The organism is Paeniglutamicibacter sulfureus (assembly GCF_039535115.1).
GTDB classification, from domain to species: Bacteria; Actinomycetota; Actinomycetes; order Actinomycetales; family Micrococcaceae; genus Paeniglutamicibacter; species Paeniglutamicibacter sulfureus.
The window spans coordinates 1817544-1834436 of the sequence record NZ_BAAAWO010000001.1; the positions used below are offsets into that span (position 1 = coordinate 1817544).

Genomic DNA, 16893 nt, shown 5'->3' on the forward strand with positions numbered 1-16893 from the left:
CCGCCCTAGACTTCCTTGATCGCCGAGACCTCGAACTCAAGCAGCACTCGTTCGGATACCAGGACGCCCCCTGAATCGAGCGCCTTGTTCCAACTCACGCCGTACTCGCGGCGGTCAATGCGGCGGCTGCCCTCGAAGCCCGCACGGAGGTTGCCGAACGGGTCGGTCTCAACGCCGGTGAATTCCATGGGGACGGCAATCTCGCGCGTGGTGTCCTTGATGGTCAGTTCGCCGTTGACGATGAAGCTGTTCTCATCCACTTGGTCGATGCGCGTGGACCGGAAGACGATTTTGGGGTATTTCGGAGCATCGAAGAAGTCGTTGGTCCGCAGGTGCTTGTCGCGGTCTGCGTTGCGCGTGTCGACACTGGCCACCTTCACCGACATCTCGACAGTGCTTTTACCGACATCCTCCACGTCGACATGAATGGTTCCCTCGACTTCGTTGAAGGCACCCCGCACCTTCGTCACCATCGCGTGGCGGGCGTTGAAGCCGATACGAGTGTGGCCTGGATCGAATCGCCACGTCCCCGCGTAGGCTGGATCGAGCTGGGTCATTGTTCCCCCTTGGTTGCGGTGCAGCAGAGTTAGTCCCCCCCGACTGCTGCTCACATTACCAACGCAATGGACGAACGTCTCCGGTTACCCGCTACTTTTTGCCGGGATCCACGAGACTTTCGAAGGGCACGGCCGGAGTCGCGCTATCCGGTGGGGACCGGCCATGCCCTTGGCTCGGATGCCACCGGTCCGCCGCTGAAAACGCGGACAGGGCAGGAAGTGGGTCGGCAGGCCCAGGGCAAGGTGCCCGTGCCGGATAAAACGCGGACCTGTTCAAGACGACCGTGCCCCTGGGCCCACGGTAGCGATCACGCAGAGGAGCGCCTCCGCTGCACCCGGCCCCCGCGCAGAGGCACCTGAAAGGTCAGCCGTCCACTTATCCCTTGGCAGCGGCCTCCAGAACCGCGATATCAAGTTTCCTCATGGGCATGAACGCTTCGACTACCCTTCGGGCGACCTCCGGATCCGGGTCGCTAAGCAACTCGACCATGCGAACCGGGACGACCTGCCAGGACATGCCAAAGCGGTCCTTGAGCCAACCGCACTGGCTTTCTTCCCCACCGTCGGTGAGCTTGTCCCAGAAGTAGTCGACCTCGGTCTGGTCCTCGCACATGATTTGGAAGGAAATGGCTTCGTTGAACTTGAAGAGCGGGCCACCGTTTAGTGCAACGAAGGGACGTCCATCGAGATTGAATTCGACTGTCAGCGGCTCGTTCACCGGATTCCCCTGCGTGTCCATGTCGAGTTGTGAAACGATCCGGGAATTCGGGAAAATGCCGGTGTAGAACCGGGCTGCTTCCAGCCCTTGTCCATCGAACCACAGGCAGTTAATCAGGTCTTTCATCGGTCTTGGCCTCATCCAGTCGACAATTGGCGTTGCTTCTCACAACCACAGACTAGAAATCGCTTCTTCGAGATACAAGGGGCGGCGCCGATATCCGTCGTTGAAGTTTGATACTCCTCTCCGCCGCCATACGGCGGTCGCGGGCCTCAGCGGGACATCGGCATGTATCGGGCGCTCGGAACGATTTCCTTGCCCAGGGGCATGAGGGATATCGGGATCATCTTCAGATTCGCGAGACCCAGCGGAATGCCGACGATGCTCACGAACATCGGGATCGCCGTCACGACGTGCCCGATGGCGATCCAGATGCCGGCCACCAGCACCCAGATGACATTTCCTATGGTTGAAAATGCACCTACTTGGCCACGGTCCACCACGGTGCGCCCGAAGGGCCACAGCGCATACAGCGCAATGCGGAAGGACGCGATGCCAAAGGGAATCGTCACGATGAGCAGGCAGCAAATGATCCCGGCCAGGACGTAGCCCAGCGCCAGCCAGATGCCGCCGAAAACGAGCCAGATGATATTCAGGATCACGGAAAGAGTGTTTCGCATGATTCAAGTTTCTCCCTGGAGGCCGGGGCACACCATGGGGTAACACCCTGAGCCATCCCCCATTGTTCGGTGACGCTTTCCAATGATCCGGAAGGAAGCCCCCTGGGTATTCGACAATCACGGGCCACGCGTAGGAGATTGTTGGATGCCGCCTGTGTTGGCTATGGGCACGGATCCAAGACCGGGCAGGTGTTCGACCCCTTGGAACCATCGCCCTCATACCTGGTTGTCCTCGTCCCGGATCCGACGTGAGATTGACCGCACCAATGACATGATCTTCCAGGCCGTCGTCCCATCCGCGACGTTGCTGCGCCCGCCTTGCGGTGCGTGCCATTCCATCTGCGACAGGCCCGCGGGCGCCCCCGGGGCCTCTTTGTATGTCGACACGTTTGGCTGGAAACACCGCAACACTGCCGCCGTACCGAGGATCCTTCCCGGTTTGCGCTCCAAGGAGTACGCCTTTGTCGCCATCACCGAGCTCATGGGCCCCGCGGGGCTTGGTGCCGGTGAGACCTACGCCCACGCCGCGGCGGGAGAAGCCCGGCCAGTGGAAGTCCGGGAAAGTGGGACACTGAAGTTCGCTACCCTTAACTACATGAGCATTCCCCCAGAACGCAAGGCGCCGGTCAGCGGCCGCGCCGTCGACGACCTCAGCTTTTACCAAACCGAACCAGTGTCGTTTGTCCGCCGCGGCAGCCGCTTGCACGGGCGCCGAGCCGATGCCTGGGAACGCACTGCGCAAAAGTACATCATCGAGCCACCCCGCAACCAGGCCGACACGTCTGTGGCCGAAGGCTACGAATTCGACCAGCAGGCCCTCTACGGCCGTACGGCACCGCTCATTGTCGAGATCGGTTCGGGTCTGGGCGAGGCAATGGCATTTGCCGCCAGCGAGAACCGCAACAAGGACTTCCTGGCAGTGGAGGTCTACCGGCCCGGACTGGCTGCGCTCATGGTCCGGGTGGAAAACAACGAACTGACAAACGTGCGTGCGGTGCAGGCCAACGCCCCGGAGGTCCTGGACTCCATGCTCCCGGCAGCCTCGGCCGACGAGATCTGGGTGTTCTTCTCCGATCCGTGGCACAAGATCCGCCACCACAAGCGCCGACTCATCAAGGACACCTTCGTCCAGAAGCTCGAACGTGTCCTGGTTCCCGGAGGCGTTGTCCGTCTTGCGACCGACTGGTCCAACTATGCCGAGCAGATACGGGATGTCTTCGACGCTGCCCCTGCATTCACCAACCTCCACCCGGGCGAGTTGTCCGGCGAAGACAGCAACCTCACCAGGGTCCGCCGCCTCGGCCTGGAAAACGAGGACCGGGATCCCGGCTTCACGGATGGGCGCGGTGGCTGGGCCCCGCGCTTTGAGGGCCGCACGCTGACCAGCTTCGAGGGCAAGGCGTTGAAGGCCGGTCGGCTAATCTTCGACCTGGCATACCGCAAGGATCTTTAGGACCATCGCCATGCCGGGGCGGTGCGGGGTTTGGGCCCTGCACCGCCCTCCCGTGTTTAAGGCAGGGGTGCCTGTCCGGTGGTGATCAGCGCTAGGTTCCGCAGCGAAAGCGTGTCGGGATCCCGATAACCCCTCGTCGAGGACGGCTTGTCGTCCCGGAATTGGGAGGTATTGTGGCCCTGGGCCGCGTGCAACCCCAGCCCCAGCTTCGGTCCGACGTTGAATTCATGGCCAGCAAGCAATGTGCGACCCGAGAAGGTGCGCCCCAGCCATGCCAGGTAGTCCCCCTCGGCGATCGCCTCGTAGATGTTGGCCGATGGCACGTTGAGCCGGCCCGGATCCCGCGAAAAGTGCCGGGGAATCCCGGCCGAACCGATCATGGCCAGCGCCTGGGCCCCAAGCCCGCGCCCGGATTCCGCGTCCAGCACCTGTGCCGCAAGGGTCGCCGCATAGGAGTGCGCCTCCACAGCCATGTGCGGCTTGTCGGGACGCAGCCGGACGAAAGTAGCCAGGTCCTGGCCCAGCCGTTGCAGGCCGCGCCGCGCCGCGGTGTTCAGCAGTGCGCCGGCCAGATTGGGTGTTCGATATCCCAGCCAGGCCACGACCGCGGGTTCGGCGACCCCTACCTTTTGTTGTTCCAGGTACAGCTGTCCGGCCTCCCGCACGCTGCCCCACAACGCGTTGCGTGCCCGGATCCCGGTCCCCGAGAGCTGGAAGGTGACGTGGGTGGCGGTGTCCAGGTCGCCCACGGCGACGGCCGCCAGTGGTTCCCTGGCGGAGAGATCAAGGTACAGCAGGTGGCGGGACGGAATGGCCGGGTCCATGGACCCTCGGCGCAAGGCATGGGCGGTGCCGTCCAGGCCCTGGCGATGGGACGTGCCCAGCCGGCCGCGGATCGCGCACAACGCCTCGAACCGGTCGTGGGCAGCGGCGGAGAGCCGCGCATAGCTCTCACCCGAAGTCAGTGGCGAATCATCGCTGCTGTTCACGGAAGCTGCTTGCCCCGCGGCTTCCACACCACCACGGCTTGGCTGCGGCCGCGCGGCCGTTGGCCCCGCGCCAGCGACACCACGTCGCCGGTGCTGCCGGCGGCAAAGACGCGTCCGAGTCCGGACGCCTGGCGGGCGCTGCGCAGGGCGAAGACCTCGTTGCTCAGTTCACCGACCCGCGATCTCAGTGCGGCAACCTGGTTTTCCAGGGCCATGATGCGCTTGATGCCCTCCAGGGACACCCCGTCCTTGGAGAGCCGCTGGATCTCCCGCAGCAAGTCCACATCGTGTTCGGAGTACCTGCGCTGCTTGCCGCCTTGGCGGGAGGGCGAAACCAGACCCAGCCGGTCGTATTGGCGCAGCGTCTGGGGGTGCATGTCGGCCAGGTCCGCCGCCACAGAAATGACGAAGATCGGCCTTAGTCTGTCATTGCCCATGATCCCTGCCTTTCAATTATTGTCATCCACCGTAGCCAATTTCCTGGCATTGCGAAGCGCCCCGTGCCGCTGTCGGGCGGCACGGGGCGATCGATAACTAGAGAATTGCACGCGAGAGCAGGCTCTCGCGTGGGTTCTCCGCCTTGGTGGCCTCGGCGAAGGCCTCGACGGCCGCCTTGGCTTCCTTGGAAAGGTTCTGCGGAACCACCACATCTAGGGTGACCAGCAGGTCGCCCGTGACCTTGGAGGTGTTCACCCCGCGCCCCTTTAGGCGCAAGGTGCGGCCATTCGAGGAGCCGGCCGGGACCTTTAGCTTGACGGTCTCGCCGGTCAGCGTGGGAATCTCGATCTGCCCGCCCAGGGCGGCCTCGTCGAAGGTCACCGGCACGTGGATCCGGATGTTGTTGTCTTCGCGGATAAAGACCGGGTGCGGCTTGACGTTGACCTTGACGATCAGGTCGCCGGCACCGGCGGAGCCGGGCGAACCCTTGCCGCGGACTCGGACCGATTGCCCGTCCTTGACCCCGGCTGGAATCCGCACGTCGATGACCTCGCCATTGGCCTCGCGCAGGCCGATGGTGGTTCCCTTCATGGAACCGGCAAAGGAGATCGTGGTGCTTGCAGTTCGGTCGGCACCCTTGCGAGGTGCCTGTTGTCCGAAGCCGCCAAACCCTCCGCCGCCGCCAAAGAGGTCGGCAAAATCGGGTGGGACTTGGCCGCCGCGTCGGCTGCCCCCGCCTCCGCTGTTGAAGAGGTTGGAGAAGACATCCTCGAAGCCGCCGTTGCCCGGTGCCCCGCCGTGGCCCCCTGCGCTGAATCGCGCCCCCGAGCCCATGGCACGGATGGCGTCGTACTGCTGGCGGTCCTCGGGATCCGAAAGCACCGAATGGGCCTCGGTGATGTCCTTGAACCTTCGTTCGGACTCGGCATCCCCGGAGTTGGTGTCCGGATGGTATTTCCGCGCCATCTTCCGGTATGCCTTTTTGATGTCCGCGTCGCTGGCGTCCTTGGAGACGCCAAGAATCGTGTAAAAATCCTTGTCGACCCAGTCCTGGCTTGCCACTGGGCGCCTCCTTTGCTGTAAAAATCCTTGTGGCTCACCCGCCGCTCAATCGTGGCAGGGAGAAATCCGTGATGTTGGATCCACCAAGTATGCGGCGGATCGCCGGTTCCATCGCTGGAACCATTGCGAGCCGCCGCACCTTGGTGGGGGGTGCGGCACCTGCATTGCTGCAGGCGCCGCGTGTTGGTGCCTACTCCCCGAGGGAGACGATCACCTGGGCTGCGCGAAGGATGCGGTCACCCTTCTTGAACCCGGGGCGAAGCACCTGCGCCACATGGTCCGCCGAGATCTCCGCATGCGGCTGCTGGATCAGTGCCTCGTGGACGTTCGGGTCGAACGCCACGCCGGCCTCGGCGATGCGCTCCAGGCCGAGGCCCTCGAGCACCGCGTCGAGCTTGTTGGCGATCGAAGCGAACGGCCCGTCGACCAGGTCCCCGTGCAGGCGAGCCGCGTCGATGTCGTCGAGTACCGGCAGCAGGTTGGTGAAGACCGACTGCACGGCGTTTTCGCGTGCCACGTCCCGGTCGCGCTCGACGCGCTTGCGGTAGTTGACGTATTCGGCCTGCAGGCGCAACAGGTCCTCGCGCAATTCGGCTTCCTTGTCGCTGGCCGGGGTTTGATCCCCGGCCTCGCCGCCGGCCTCATTGAGGATGGCTTCTGCCTGGCTCAACGCGTCGCCCGAGTCATGGGCTTCGTCAACGGGAGTGACCTCTTCGTGTGAGGTGGCCTCGTCGTGATTTTCCTCTGACATGGTCGATGTGCCCCTTTACTTCTTGACGTTTTCGTCGTCTTCGTCGATGACCTCGGCGTCAACGATGTCTTCCTCGGCGTTCGGTGCCTCGGCGTCGTCGGCTGCTGCGCCTTCGCTCTGTGCCTGCGAGTAGATGGCCTCGCCCAGCTTGGTCTGCGAAGCCTGCAGCTTCTCGAACGCTGTCTTGACCTCGTCGTCGTTGTCCTGCTTCTCAAGGGCTGCCTTCAAGGCGTCGACGTCGGCCTGGACCTCGGTCTTGACCTCTTCCGGCAACTTGTCCTCGTTGTCCTTGATGAGCTTGTCAACGGAGTAGGCTGCCTGCTCGGCCGCGTTGCGGGTCTCGGCTGCCTCGCGGCGGCTCTTGTCCTCGGAGGCGTGCTCCTCGGCTTCGCGGACCATGCGCTCGATGTCGTCCTTGGACAGCGCGGTGCCACCGGTGATGGTCATCGACTGCTCGACTCCGGTGCCCTTGTCCTTGGCCGAGACGTGGACGATGCCGTTGGCGTCGATGTCGAAGGTGACCTCGACCTGCGGGATGCCGCGCGGTGCCGGCGCAATGCCGGTCAGCTCGAAGGTTCCCAGCGGCTTGTTGTCGCGGGTGAACTCGCGCTCGCCCTGGAAGACCTGGATGGAAACCGAAGGCTGGTTGTCCTCGGCGGTCGTGAAGGTCTCCGAACGCTTGGTCGGGATCGCGGTGTTGCGCTCGATCAGCTTGGTCATCACACCGCCCTTGGTCTCGATGCCCAGGGACAGCGGGGTGACGTCGATGAGCAGAACGTCCTTGCGCTCGCCCTTCAGCACGCCGGCCTGAAGTGCGGCGCCAACGGCGACGACCTCATCCGGGTTCACGCCCTTGTTGGCGTCCTTGCCGGCCAGCTCCTTGACCAGGTCAACGACTGCGGGCATGCGGGTCGAGCCGCCAACGAGGATCACGTGGGCGATCTCGGAGACCTTCACGCCGGCTTCGGCGATAACGTCCTTGAACGGCTTGCGGGTGCGCTCGAGCAGGTCGTTGGTCAGTTCCTGGAACTTGGCGCGGGACAGGTGCTCGTCCAGGTGGACCGGACCGTCGGCGGTGACCGAGAGGTACTGCAGGGAGATGTTGGTGGAGGTGGCCGAGGAGAGTTCCTTCTTGGCCTGCTCCGCTGCTTCCTTCAGGCGCTGCAGGGCGATCTTGTCCTTGGACAGGTCGGCACCCTTCTGCTTGGCCTGGGCCAGCAGCCAGTCAACGACGCGCTGGTCCCAGTCATCGCCGCCGAGGCGGTTGTCGCCCGAGGTGGCGCGCACCTGGATGGTGGAGAAGTCGTCTTCGTCCTTGCCGACTTCCAGCAGGGAGACGTCGAAGGTTCCGCCGCCGAGGTCGAAGACCAGGATGAGCTCGTCTTCCTTGCCCTTGTCCAGGCCGTAGGCCAGTGCTGCTGCGGTCGGCTCGTTGACGATGCGCAGGACGTTCAGGCCCGCGATCTCGCCGGCTTCCTTGGTGGCCTGGCGCTCGGCGTCGTTGAAGTAGGCCGGGACGGTGATGACAGCGTCGGTGACCTTTTCGCCCAGGTAGGACTCGGCGTCGGTCTTCAGCTTCATCAGCGTACGTGCAGAGATTTCCTGCGCGGTGTACTTCTTGTCGTCGATCGAGACGTTCCAGTCGGTGCCCATGTGGCGCTTGACCGAGGCAATGGTGCGATCGATGTTGTTCACGGCCTGGCGCTTGGCGATGTCGCCAACCAAGACCTCGCCGCTCTTGGCGAAGGCAACAACCGACGGGGTGGTGCGGTTGCCTTCGGCGTTGGCGATGACGGTGGGCTCGCCACCTTCGAGGACGGATACAACGGAGTTGGTGGTTCCGAGGTCAATACCTACGGCACGAGACATGGGATGCTCCTTCTTACCTTGGGGAAATGAACAACGTCCAGCCGATTTGAATCGGTTGAGCGTTCTGCACTCAAGTTTACCCGTCACCAAAATGATGTCAATTCAAAGTTGAGTGACTATCACTCAACTTTGTGTTCAAGAGGGGTTTTGACGCCCCAAGAACAGAAAAATTCCCCGGAATTCCGGGGAACTGAGAGTTTTCTGTGAGAGCCGTTCGCTGACAGAGATCGGCCGGCCGGGCCCGCCTCAGCCCGGCCGGGCGTGCCGCCGGGACCAGGTCCAGGCAAGGATTTGGACCCGGTGAGACCTTGTCCTCCCGCCCCGGTCGAGGCCGGCGGGCAGCTAGCTCCCCAGGACCAGATCCACGCCGAGGTAGGCGAGCAGGCCGAAGGCGGTCCCCCAGAGGATGATGGAGATGATTTGCCAGAAGATGACCTTGTCCTTGGCCGCGCCGAAGGAGACCAGTGCCGCCGAGGTGATTTGGCTTGGCAGGATTGTCTGCCCCAACAGGCTGACGCCGGCAATGCCGTACTTCTCGAAGGCCGCCCGCAGCCTGGCGTACTTCAGTGACGGTGCTTCTTTCTCCTTGGCCACCTTTCGGCGCACGAAGTGCGCGCCATTGACCAGCAGCAGCATGGAGGCCACATTGCCCACGACTGCGGCAAAAATCGCAATCACCGGGTTGATGCCTATGACAACGCCGAGTGCCGCGCCGAAGTAGGACTCGATGAAGGGAACGGCTGCCACCAGCATCACGGCGAGCCACTGCAGCGCAGGAGGGAAACTGGACGTGAACTGCTGCAGGGATTCAATCAAGGCCTTCTCCAAATATCGCAAGGGTCGCCATGCGGGCTTCATTGCGAAACGGGTGATGCGTTTCGGTGTTCTCCCGCCGAGCAGTGTTCCTCTAGATTATTGGTTCGTCCTGCCGGTCTCGATGCTCAAAAGGATGATCTCTCATTAGCCCGGACCCGCCGCATTCAGCCAAAGGGATGAAAGTGAAAAGGGTCTTGATCCCCCCTTAACGAAGGCTGGGTCCGGGTTCGCAACTTTCGTTGTGAACCCGGACCCAGCCGGTGGCTCAAGCCCAGCCACCCGTGGTGGCAGGAAAGGCCTTAGGAGTTGCGGCCGTTCGAGGCCGGCGAGGAGGCACGGCGCGGACCGCGTCCACGGCCTGCCCCGGTTGCGGCTTCCACCTTGGACGCGCCTAGCGCGTCGGCGATGGTGTTGCCGCCGCGCGGGCGGGAACCGGCGCCGGAACCCTGGCGCTGGCCGGCGTTGTTGCGTGCGGCTGCCGAGCCGCGGTTCGGGACGGCGCCGCGACGGGCCACGTCGCGATCGTCCTGGCGCACGTCGACACGGCGGTCGGAGCGGTTGTCGGTGCGGCGGTCGCCGCCACGGCCACCGGCAGCAGCATAGCCACGGCCCTCGCCGCGGTTCTCGGTGCGGCGTTCGCCTCCGCGTCCGGCCGGGGCGTTGCCGCCACGGCCACCGGCGGCAGCGTAGCCACGGCCCTCGCCGCGGTTCTCGGTACGGCGTTCGCCTCCGCGACCGGCCGGGGCGTTGCCGCCACGGCTCTCGGGGCGACGCTCGCCGCGGTTTTCCTCGCGGCGCTGGCCTTCGCCACCGGCGCTCTTCGCGGTGCCGCGACCGCCGCGGCGACGGCCGCGGCCGCCTGCTGCGTCGGAGTCGTTCAGGGTGTCCTTGCGGACGGTGGCGGTGCTGCGCAGCTGCGGTGCGACATAGGCAACGGTCTCGGCACGCTCACCGACGACGTCGGAAACAACCTGGGCGTTCGGGGTGACCTTGACCATCGGAACCTTGAGGCCTGCGGCCTTGAGCAGCGACTTCACGTCGCCCTGCTGGTCCGGGGTGGCGATGGTGACAACGGTTCCGTCCGAACCGGCGCGGGCGGTGCGGCCCGAGCGGTGCAGGTAGGCCTTGTGCTCTGCCGGCGGGTCAATGTGGACCACGAGCTCGACGCCGTCGACGTGCACGCCGCGGGCGGCGACGTCGGTGGCCACCAGCACGCGGGCGTCCCCGGCCGAGAAGGCGGCGAGGTTGCGGTCGCGGGCATTTTGGCTCAGGTTGCCGTGCAGGTCAACGGTCGGGATGCCGCACTTGGACAGCCACACGGCCATCTTCTTGGCGTGGTGCTTGGTGCGCATGAACATGATGCGGCGACCGAAACCCGAGGCCAGGGTGCGGACCAGTTCCTTCTTGTCGTCGTTGGAGACCAGGAACACGTGGTGCTCCATGGTGTTCACCGCGGCGGTCGGGGCATCGACCGAGTGCACGGTCGGGTTCTCGAGGTAGCGCTGGACCAGCTTGTCCACGCCGTTGTCCAAGGTGGCGGAGAAGAGCATGTGCTGGATGCCGCGCGGGGCCTGGTCCAGGATGCGCTTGACGACCGGAAGGAAGCCGAGGTCGGCCATGTGGTCGGCCTCGTCCAGCACGGAAATTTCCACGCGGGACAGGTCGGCGACGCGCTGCTTGAGCAGGTCCTCGAGGCGTCCGGGGCAGGCGATGAGGATGTCAACGCCGGCGTTCAGGTCTTTTTCCTGGCGCAGCTGTGAAACGCCACCGAAGACGACGGCAACGCGTAGGTCCACGGCCTTGGCCAGCGGCTCAACGACCTTGGCGATCTGGGTGGCCAGTTCGCGGGTCGGTGCCATGATCAGGGCACGCGGGAAGCGGGCCTTGCGCGGCTTGGGGTTGGCTGCCAGTCGGGCCACCACCGGGAGGGAGAAGGCCAGGGTCTTGCCCGAGCCGGTCTGACCGCGGCCGAGCACGTCGCCGCCGTTCAGGGTGGTGGGAAGGGTGGCTTCCTGGATGGGGAATGCGGTTTCGATTCCCTGCGCCGCGAGGACGTCGGCAAAGGTTGCGGGCACGCCAAGGGAAGTGAATGAAGGACTCACGTGGTACTTTCTCTCAAAGCTTCGCACGACGGTTTCGGCGCGCGTGGTCGCCGAAGAAAAGAGAGAACCAAGATGGCGCTAGGCGCACATCGACCGGCCGCGAGCGGCTCCCGCAAGGGGAGACGGAGCATGCGGCGGGTCGGGAAATCCAGTCTGTCGACGCATAGACCCTCGGATGGCAAGCAGAGTACTTGCACCTTACCGATCTACAAGTAACCAGCTTATCAGTACCCGGCCCGTCGCCGAACGAGAGATCCGTTACCTTGTGCTTCCGAGCTTGCTCGGCCACCAGACCTTGGGGCCGATGTCGCGGACCAGCGCCGGAACCAGCAGCGACCGAACGACCAAGGTGTCGAGCAGGACGCCGAAGGCCACGATGAATCCGAGCTGGACCAGGAACATGATGGGGATGATGCCCAGGGCGGCGAAGGTCGCGGCCAGCACGACGCCCGCGGAGGTGATCACCCCTCCGGTGACCGCCAGCCCGCGCAGGACCCCCGAACGCGTCCCGTGGACCAAGGATTCCTCCCTGACCCGGGTCATCAGGAAGATGTTGTAGTCAACCCCCAGCGCCACCAGGAACACAAAGCCGAAGAGCGGAACCGACGGATCGGCTCCGGCGAAGTTGAAGAGGCCGTCGAACACCCATGCAGAGACGCCCATGGCCGTGCCGTAGGACAGCAAGGTGGTTGCCACCAACAGCACCGGGGCCAGGATCGATCTCAGCAGCAACATCAGGATCACCAGGATGGCACCGAGAATCAGCGGAATGATCTTGACCAGGTCCGCTTGGGCGGTCGTGGCGGTGTCGGCCAGGGTTGCGGTGGTTCCGCCGACCAACGAGCCGGCATCCACCTGGTGGAGCAGGTTGCGCAGGTCGATCAGCGTGGACTTGGCCGCATCGGAATCCGCCGCGTCGTTCAGGGTGATGGATATCAGGCTGCGTCCCTCGACCAGCTGTGGCTCCCTGCCTGCCTGGGCCAACGCCGGCCCGCCGTCGGCTGCCTGAAGATAGGCCGAGGCCACCCCGTCGGCGTCCTGCACCGAGGCCAGCGACTCGTTCGCCTTGGATTCATCGACGATGGCAAACAAGGGGCTCCCGGTGCCACCCGGGAAATGTTCGCCCAGCACGATTTGCCCGTCGCGGGAATCGGTCTGGCCCAGGACCAGTTCGCTCTGCGGCACACCCGAGGCCTTCAACTGCGTCATGCCCAGCGCCCCGGCGGCCAGCACCAGCGCGGTCAGCACCCAGATGGGTCGGGGATGGCGGCCGACAAAACCGGCGACGCGTCCCCACAGGCCCGCGGGCAACTCCTCGGGGGCCAGCCGGGCCTCCGGCTTGGGCATGAAGGGCCAGTAGGCCTTCCTGCCCAGCAGTGCCAAGGCGGCGGGCAGGAAGGTCAGGGCCGCGATGATGGAGAAAACGATGCCGCTGGCCCCAATGGGGCCCAACGCCTTGTTGGAATTGAGGTCCGAGAAGAGCAGGCACAGCAGGCCCGCGGTCACGGTGCCGCCGGAGGCCAGGATCGGTTCCGCGGATCGCTTCCACGCAGTCGCCACCGCTTCCCAGCGATCCTTCCCGCCGGACAGCGCTTCCTTGTGCCTGGCCACGAACAGCAGGGAATAGTCTGTCGCCGCACCGATGACGAGTATCGAGAGGATGCCCTGGCTTTGCCCGTCCAACCGGATCCAGCCTTCCTTGGCCATGAAGTACACCGCCAAGATGGCTGCGCAGAGCGCGGCGACGGCGGTGAAGAGCACCGTGAGGGGCAACAGGACAGAGCGGTAGACCAGCAGCAGGATCAGGAAGACCGCGCCGAGCGCCACGCCCAGCAGGACGCCGTCGATCCCGCCGAAGGCCTCAACGAGGTCGGCGCTGAAGCCGGCGGGCCCGGTGACGTAGGCACGGGTGCCAGCGGGGACCCGCTCGCCCAGCTCGGCCCGTAGCGTCTCTACGGCATCCTCGACCTCGCCACTGCCATCCAGCGGAACGAGCAACTGGGCGGCAAGTCCGTCCTCGGAGGCGAAGGGACCGACAATGTCGCCGTCCAGTCCGTCCAGGTCCTTCAGCGATGCCGTCAGGGCCTTGATTTCCTCTTGGTCGATGGCCGATTCCCCGGCAATCACCACCACCGCCGGGATGGCGTCGGAAGTGCGGAACTTCGCCTGCCACTCAAGGGCGCGGGTCGCCTCGGCAGTGGCCGGCAGGAAAGCCGCCTGGTCATTGGTCTGCACCTCGCCGAGTTTGCCGAAGGTCGGCCCGCCCACGCCCGCGATGCCCAGCCACAGCGCCACCAGCACGACGGCCAGCACCGCGCGGAAGACCGCCTTGCCCGTTCCGGGCCGGCGATTCATTACCCGCTGGCCGGGGCCACTCCCGGCCCCCATGACGTGATTGCCCATGATCCAACCCCTCGTTGTTCGGGCGGCTTTGCGCCCACATCCCGCTACGTCTCCACCAAAGAGTATTTCCATCATGGAACTATTTCAAGTTCCGACATAGAATGGTCCGCATGGATCCCGCCGCCGCCTTCGAACTCGTCCTGCTACTTCAGCAGTTCGGTCAGGCATCGGACCGTTACGTCGAATCGACCGGGACCCGGCACAAGACCCACCGCACGGACATGAACGCCCTGGCCGTCATCATGCGCTTCGAACGTGCGGGAAACCCTCCGACCCCGGGCGACCTCTCGCGGACCCTGCAACTGAGTTCACCGGCCACCAGCGCCATGCTGGATCGGCTCGAGCGCGTTGGCCACATCGAGCGCCTGCGCATCGACAAGGACCGCCGCGTGGTCCGCATCAAGATGACCCCGAAGGCGCAGGCCGACGGGCGTGCCATGTTTGCGCCCCTGGCGGCGCGCATGATGGAGGTCATTTCCACCTACACCGACGAGGAAGTGAAGCTGGTTTCCCGCTTCATGGCCGACGCGGCGGCCGGCGTGGACAGGGCACGGAACGACGCGGAGCACCCCTAGCCGCGCTCGCCGGGCCGCGTCCCTGCGAGCGCGTCCCTGCGAGCGCGTCCCTGCGAGCGCGGCCCTGCGAGCGCGGCACGGGCTCACGTTCCGGGAAGGGCTCCTCCCCCGGCCTTGCCCGCCTCCTCTGGCCCGCGGCGGCGATTCGCACTAGGCTCGTGGCAACCGTCGGCCGAACGCTGGTGCGTTCATGATCGTTGAGGACCACTCCCCGCCATGACCGAACTCCCCACCACCGGCACGCCCCACCCGCTTGCCGCCGGACTCGATTCCACACGCACCCTTGAGTTTCCACCCGGATTCCGCTTCGGCTCCGCCACTGCGGCCTTCCAGATCGAGGGCGCCGCCCATGAGGAGGGCCGCGAGGATTCCATCTGGGATGCGTTTTGCCGGGTGCCCGGCGCCGTCTTCGAGGGGCACGACGGATCCGTTGCCGCGGACCACTACCACCGGATGCCGCAGGACGTGGCGCTCATGGCCGAGCTCGGACTGGACACCTACAGGTTCTCCACCTCGTGGGCGCGGATCAAGCCCGGGGACCGGACCCTGAACCCCAAGGGGCTGGACTTCTACTCGCGTTTGGTCGATGAACTGCTGGGCCGCGGGATCGCCCCGTGGCTCACGCTCTACCACTGGGACCTGCCGCAGGCGCTGCAGGAGCGCGGCGGCTGGGCCAACCGCGATACCGCCTACCGCTTTGCCGACTACGCGCTTGAAGTGTTCGAGCACCTGAAGGACCGTGTCACCGACTGGACCACGCTGAACGAGCCGTGGTGTTCTTCCTTCCTTTCCTATGCAGGCGGCGAGCACGCCCCCGGGCACACGAACCCGGAAGAGGCGGTGGCAGCGGCGCACCATCTGCTGCTGGGGCACGGGCTGGCCAGCGGCGCCATGCGGGAAGTGGCGGACAAGGAGCACCGGCTGGGGATCACGCTCAACTTCACCGTGGCAGATCCGGCCAACCCCGCCAACGCGGTCGACGTCGATGCCGCACGGCGCATCGACGGCGCCTTCAACCGCATCTTCCTCGATCCAATTTTCCGCGGCCAATACCCGACGGATGTGCTCGAGGACATGGCCGAGGCCGGACTTGAACGCCACATCCGCGGCAACGACCTGGAGGTCATCGCCGCTCCCATCGACGTGCTGGGCGTGAACTACTACAACGGCGAGCTGGTGGCCGGGCCCACGACGCCGCCAGCACCCGATGAGTCGCTGGTGTTCGCCTCGGATCGCGGCCTGCCCCGCCGCTCCCCGATAGTGGGCAGCGAACGGGTGGGGCGCGCCTGGCGGGACCTGCCACGCACGGCCATGGGCTGGGAGGTCCAACCCGGGGGACTGGAGCGACTGCTGCTGCGCTTGGAGGAGCACTACACCGGCCCGGCCGGCATCCCCATGGTGATCACGGAGAACGGCGCCGCCTATGACGACGTGGCCGACGAAGCGGGCTTTGTCGATGATTCCGGGGACCGACTGTCCTTCATCGACGCGCACCTTCGCGCCACGCACCGGGCCATGGAGCAGGGCGCGGACGTGCGCGGGTATCTGGTGTGGTCGCTCATGGACAATTTCGAGTGGTCCTTCGGGTACGACAAGCGCTTCGGGATCGTGCGAGTCGACTATGACACCCAGGCCCGCATCCCCAAGGCCTCGGCCAAGTGGTACGCGCAGGTTGCGGCCTCGCACCGTCTGCCGGCCCGCCGGTAACGGCTGGCCGCGGGTACGGGAGGGTCGGGGAGCTGCCCTAAACTTGAGCGGTGACTCTTTCCCTGTGGCTTTCGCTTCTTGGCGCCTCGACGCTGATCAGTTTCACCCCGGGCGCCGGGGCAATCAACACCATGACCAACTCGTTGAACTCCGGGTTCCGCCGTTCCATGTGGGGAATCCTGGGCCAGCAGGCGGCGCTGCTGGTCCACGTGGTCGTGGTCGCTGCCGGAGTCGGGCTGCTGGTCTCCCGTTCCCCGGCGGCCTTCACCGCCATCCGCTACGCCGGGGCCGCCTACCTGGTGTACCTGGGCGTGCGGCTGATCTTGGCCAAGCCGCAGGATGCGGCGGAGCTTGACGTCAAGGGCCGGGAATCGGCACTCTCGATGTTCAGGCGCGGGCTGTGGATCAACCTGCTCAACCCCAAGGCCATCGTGTTCTTCCTGGCCTTCACACCGCAGTTCATTCGCCTCGATGCCCCCGCGCTGCCACAGTACCTGGTCTTCATCGGCACCATCGTGGCGGTGGACATCATGGTGATGTGGCTGTTCTTCGCAGCCTCGGCCAAGAGCTTCAGCCGCTTCACGGCCACCGAGCGTGGCCAGCGGATCCTGAATCTGGTCTTCGGCACGCTCTTCATCTTCGTCGCAGCCCTGCTGGTCTTCATCCACTGAGTCGCTGCAACCCCGCGCCATGCCCCTCGGAAGGCCCAGCCAAGGCCACAATCCGATAACCATCGCGGCGAACCGTGTTTGGTCCTGTCACGAGGTGCTTCA

15 protein-coding genes and 1 pseudogene are annotated in these 16893 nt (G+C 65.2%); 5 read left to right on the forward strand and 11 right to left on the reverse strand.

The features are described 5' to 3' along the window. Nucleotides 1-5: 5 nt before the first annotated feature. The 3 genes from ABD687_RS08305 to ABD687_RS08315 all read right to left on the reverse strand — a co-directional run bounded on the left by ABD687_RS08305 (nt 6) and on the right by ABD687_RS08315 (nt 1955). Nucleotides 6-557 (reverse strand): YceI family protein, encoded by a 552-nt coding sequence (locus ABD687_RS08305; RefSeq protein ID WP_264270387.1) that lies wholly within the window; start codon nt 555-557, stop codon nt 6-8. Between the two features lie 376 nt (nt 558-933). After that, nucleotides 934-1401, reverse strand: a complete 468-nt coding sequence (locus tag ABD687_RS08310) for a VOC family protein (protein WP_302264927.1) — start codon at nt 1399-1401, stop codon at nt 934-936. Nucleotides 1402-1547: 146 nt separating this feature from the next. Continuing rightward, nucleotides 1548-1955, reverse strand: coding sequence for a YccF domain-containing protein (locus tag ABD687_RS08315; protein ID WP_264270385.1), 408 nt, complete (start codon nt 1953-1955; stop codon nt 1548-1550). Nucleotides 1956-2037: 82 nt separating this feature from the next. Here ABD687_RS08315 and ABD687_RS20705 point away from each other — a divergent pair. Together ABD687_RS20705 and trmB are read left to right on the forward strand one after the other, a co-directional pair. Next, nucleotides 2038-2271: pseudogene (locus tag ABD687_RS20705) on the forward strand (hypothetical protein); the annotation flags it as partial. Nucleotides 2272-2550: 279 nt separating this feature from the next. Further along, entirely contained in the window at nt 2551-3408 is an 858-nt protein-coding gene (gene trmB, locus ABD687_RS08320; RefSeq protein ID WP_310293477.1) for a tRNA (guanosine(46)-N7)-methyltransferase TrmB, read from the forward strand. A 56-nt stretch (nt 3409-3464) separates the two neighbouring features. Here trmB and ABD687_RS08325 read toward each other — a convergent pair whose 3' ends face one another. From ABD687_RS08325 to ABD687_RS08360, 8 genes are all read right to left on the reverse strand, one after another. Then, a complete protein-coding gene (locus ABD687_RS08325) occupies nt 3465-4397 on the reverse strand; it encodes an alpha/beta hydrolase (RefSeq protein ID WP_310292157.1) in 933 nt (310 codons plus the stop codon). Further along, nucleotides 4394-4834 (reverse strand): heat shock protein transcriptional repressor HspR, encoded by a 441-nt coding sequence (locus tag ABD687_RS08330; protein WP_264270383.1) that lies wholly within the window; start codon nt 4832-4834, stop codon nt 4394-4396. Before ABD687_RS08330 ends, ABD687_RS08325 begins: the two co-directional genes overlap by 4 nt. 97 nt (nt 4835-4931) lie before the next feature. Then, nucleotides 4932-5897, reverse strand: coding sequence for a DnaJ C-terminal domain-containing protein (locus ABD687_RS08335; RefSeq protein ID WP_310292155.1), 966 nt, complete (start codon nt 5895-5897; stop codon nt 4932-4934). 190 nt (nt 5898-6087) lie between these two features. Further along, entirely contained in the window at nt 6088-6648 is a 561-nt protein-coding gene (locus ABD687_RS08340; protein ID WP_310292153.1) for a nucleotide exchange factor GrpE, read from the reverse strand. Nucleotides 6649-6663: 15 nt separating this feature from the next. Beyond that, on the reverse strand, nt 6664-8517 hold the full coding sequence (gene dnaK, locus ABD687_RS08345) for a molecular chaperone DnaK (protein WP_264270380.1): 1854 nt from the start codon (nt 8515-8517) through the stop codon (nt 6664-6666). A gap of 342 nt (nt 8518-8859) precedes the next feature. Then, entirely contained in the window at nt 8860-9333 is a 474-nt protein-coding gene (locus tag ABD687_RS08350) for a hypothetical protein (protein WP_310292151.1), read from the reverse strand. 299 nt (nt 9334-9632) lie between these two features. Beyond that, nucleotides 9633-11435, reverse strand: coding sequence for a DEAD/DEAH box helicase (locus tag ABD687_RS08355; protein ID WP_310292148.1), 1803 nt, complete (start codon nt 11433-11435; stop codon nt 9633-9635). Between the two features lie 258 nt (nt 11436-11693). Further along, nucleotides 11694-13838: an MMPL family transporter gene (locus ABD687_RS08360; RefSeq protein ID WP_377700291.1), complete on the reverse strand. Its 2145-nt coding sequence runs from the start codon at nt 13836-13838 to the stop codon at nt 11694-11696. Between the two features lie 110 nt (nt 13839-13948). On the opposite strand from ABD687_RS08360, the gene ABD687_RS08365 reads away from it, so the two are divergent. From ABD687_RS08365 to ABD687_RS08375, 3 genes are all read left to right on the forward strand, one after another. Next, a complete protein-coding gene (locus tag ABD687_RS08365) occupies nt 13949-14413 on the forward strand; it encodes a MarR family winged helix-turn-helix transcriptional regulator (protein WP_264270376.1) in 465 nt (154 codons plus the stop codon). Nucleotides 14414-14629: 216 nt separating this feature from the next. Further along, the gene (locus ABD687_RS08370) at nt 14630-16120 is read left to right on the forward strand and encodes a glycoside hydrolase family 1 protein (RefSeq protein WP_310292146.1); all 1491 of its coding nucleotides are present in this window, start codon (nt 14630-14632) and stop codon (nt 16118-16120) included. A 50-nt stretch (nt 16121-16170) separates the two neighbouring features. Then, nucleotides 16171-16791 carry a LysE family transporter gene (locus ABD687_RS08375; protein WP_302264910.1) on the forward strand — a complete coding sequence of 207 codons (621 nt, stop codon included), beginning with the start codon at nt 16171-16173 and terminating at the stop codon, nt 16789-16791. Nucleotides 16792-16893: the final 102 nt, after the last annotated feature.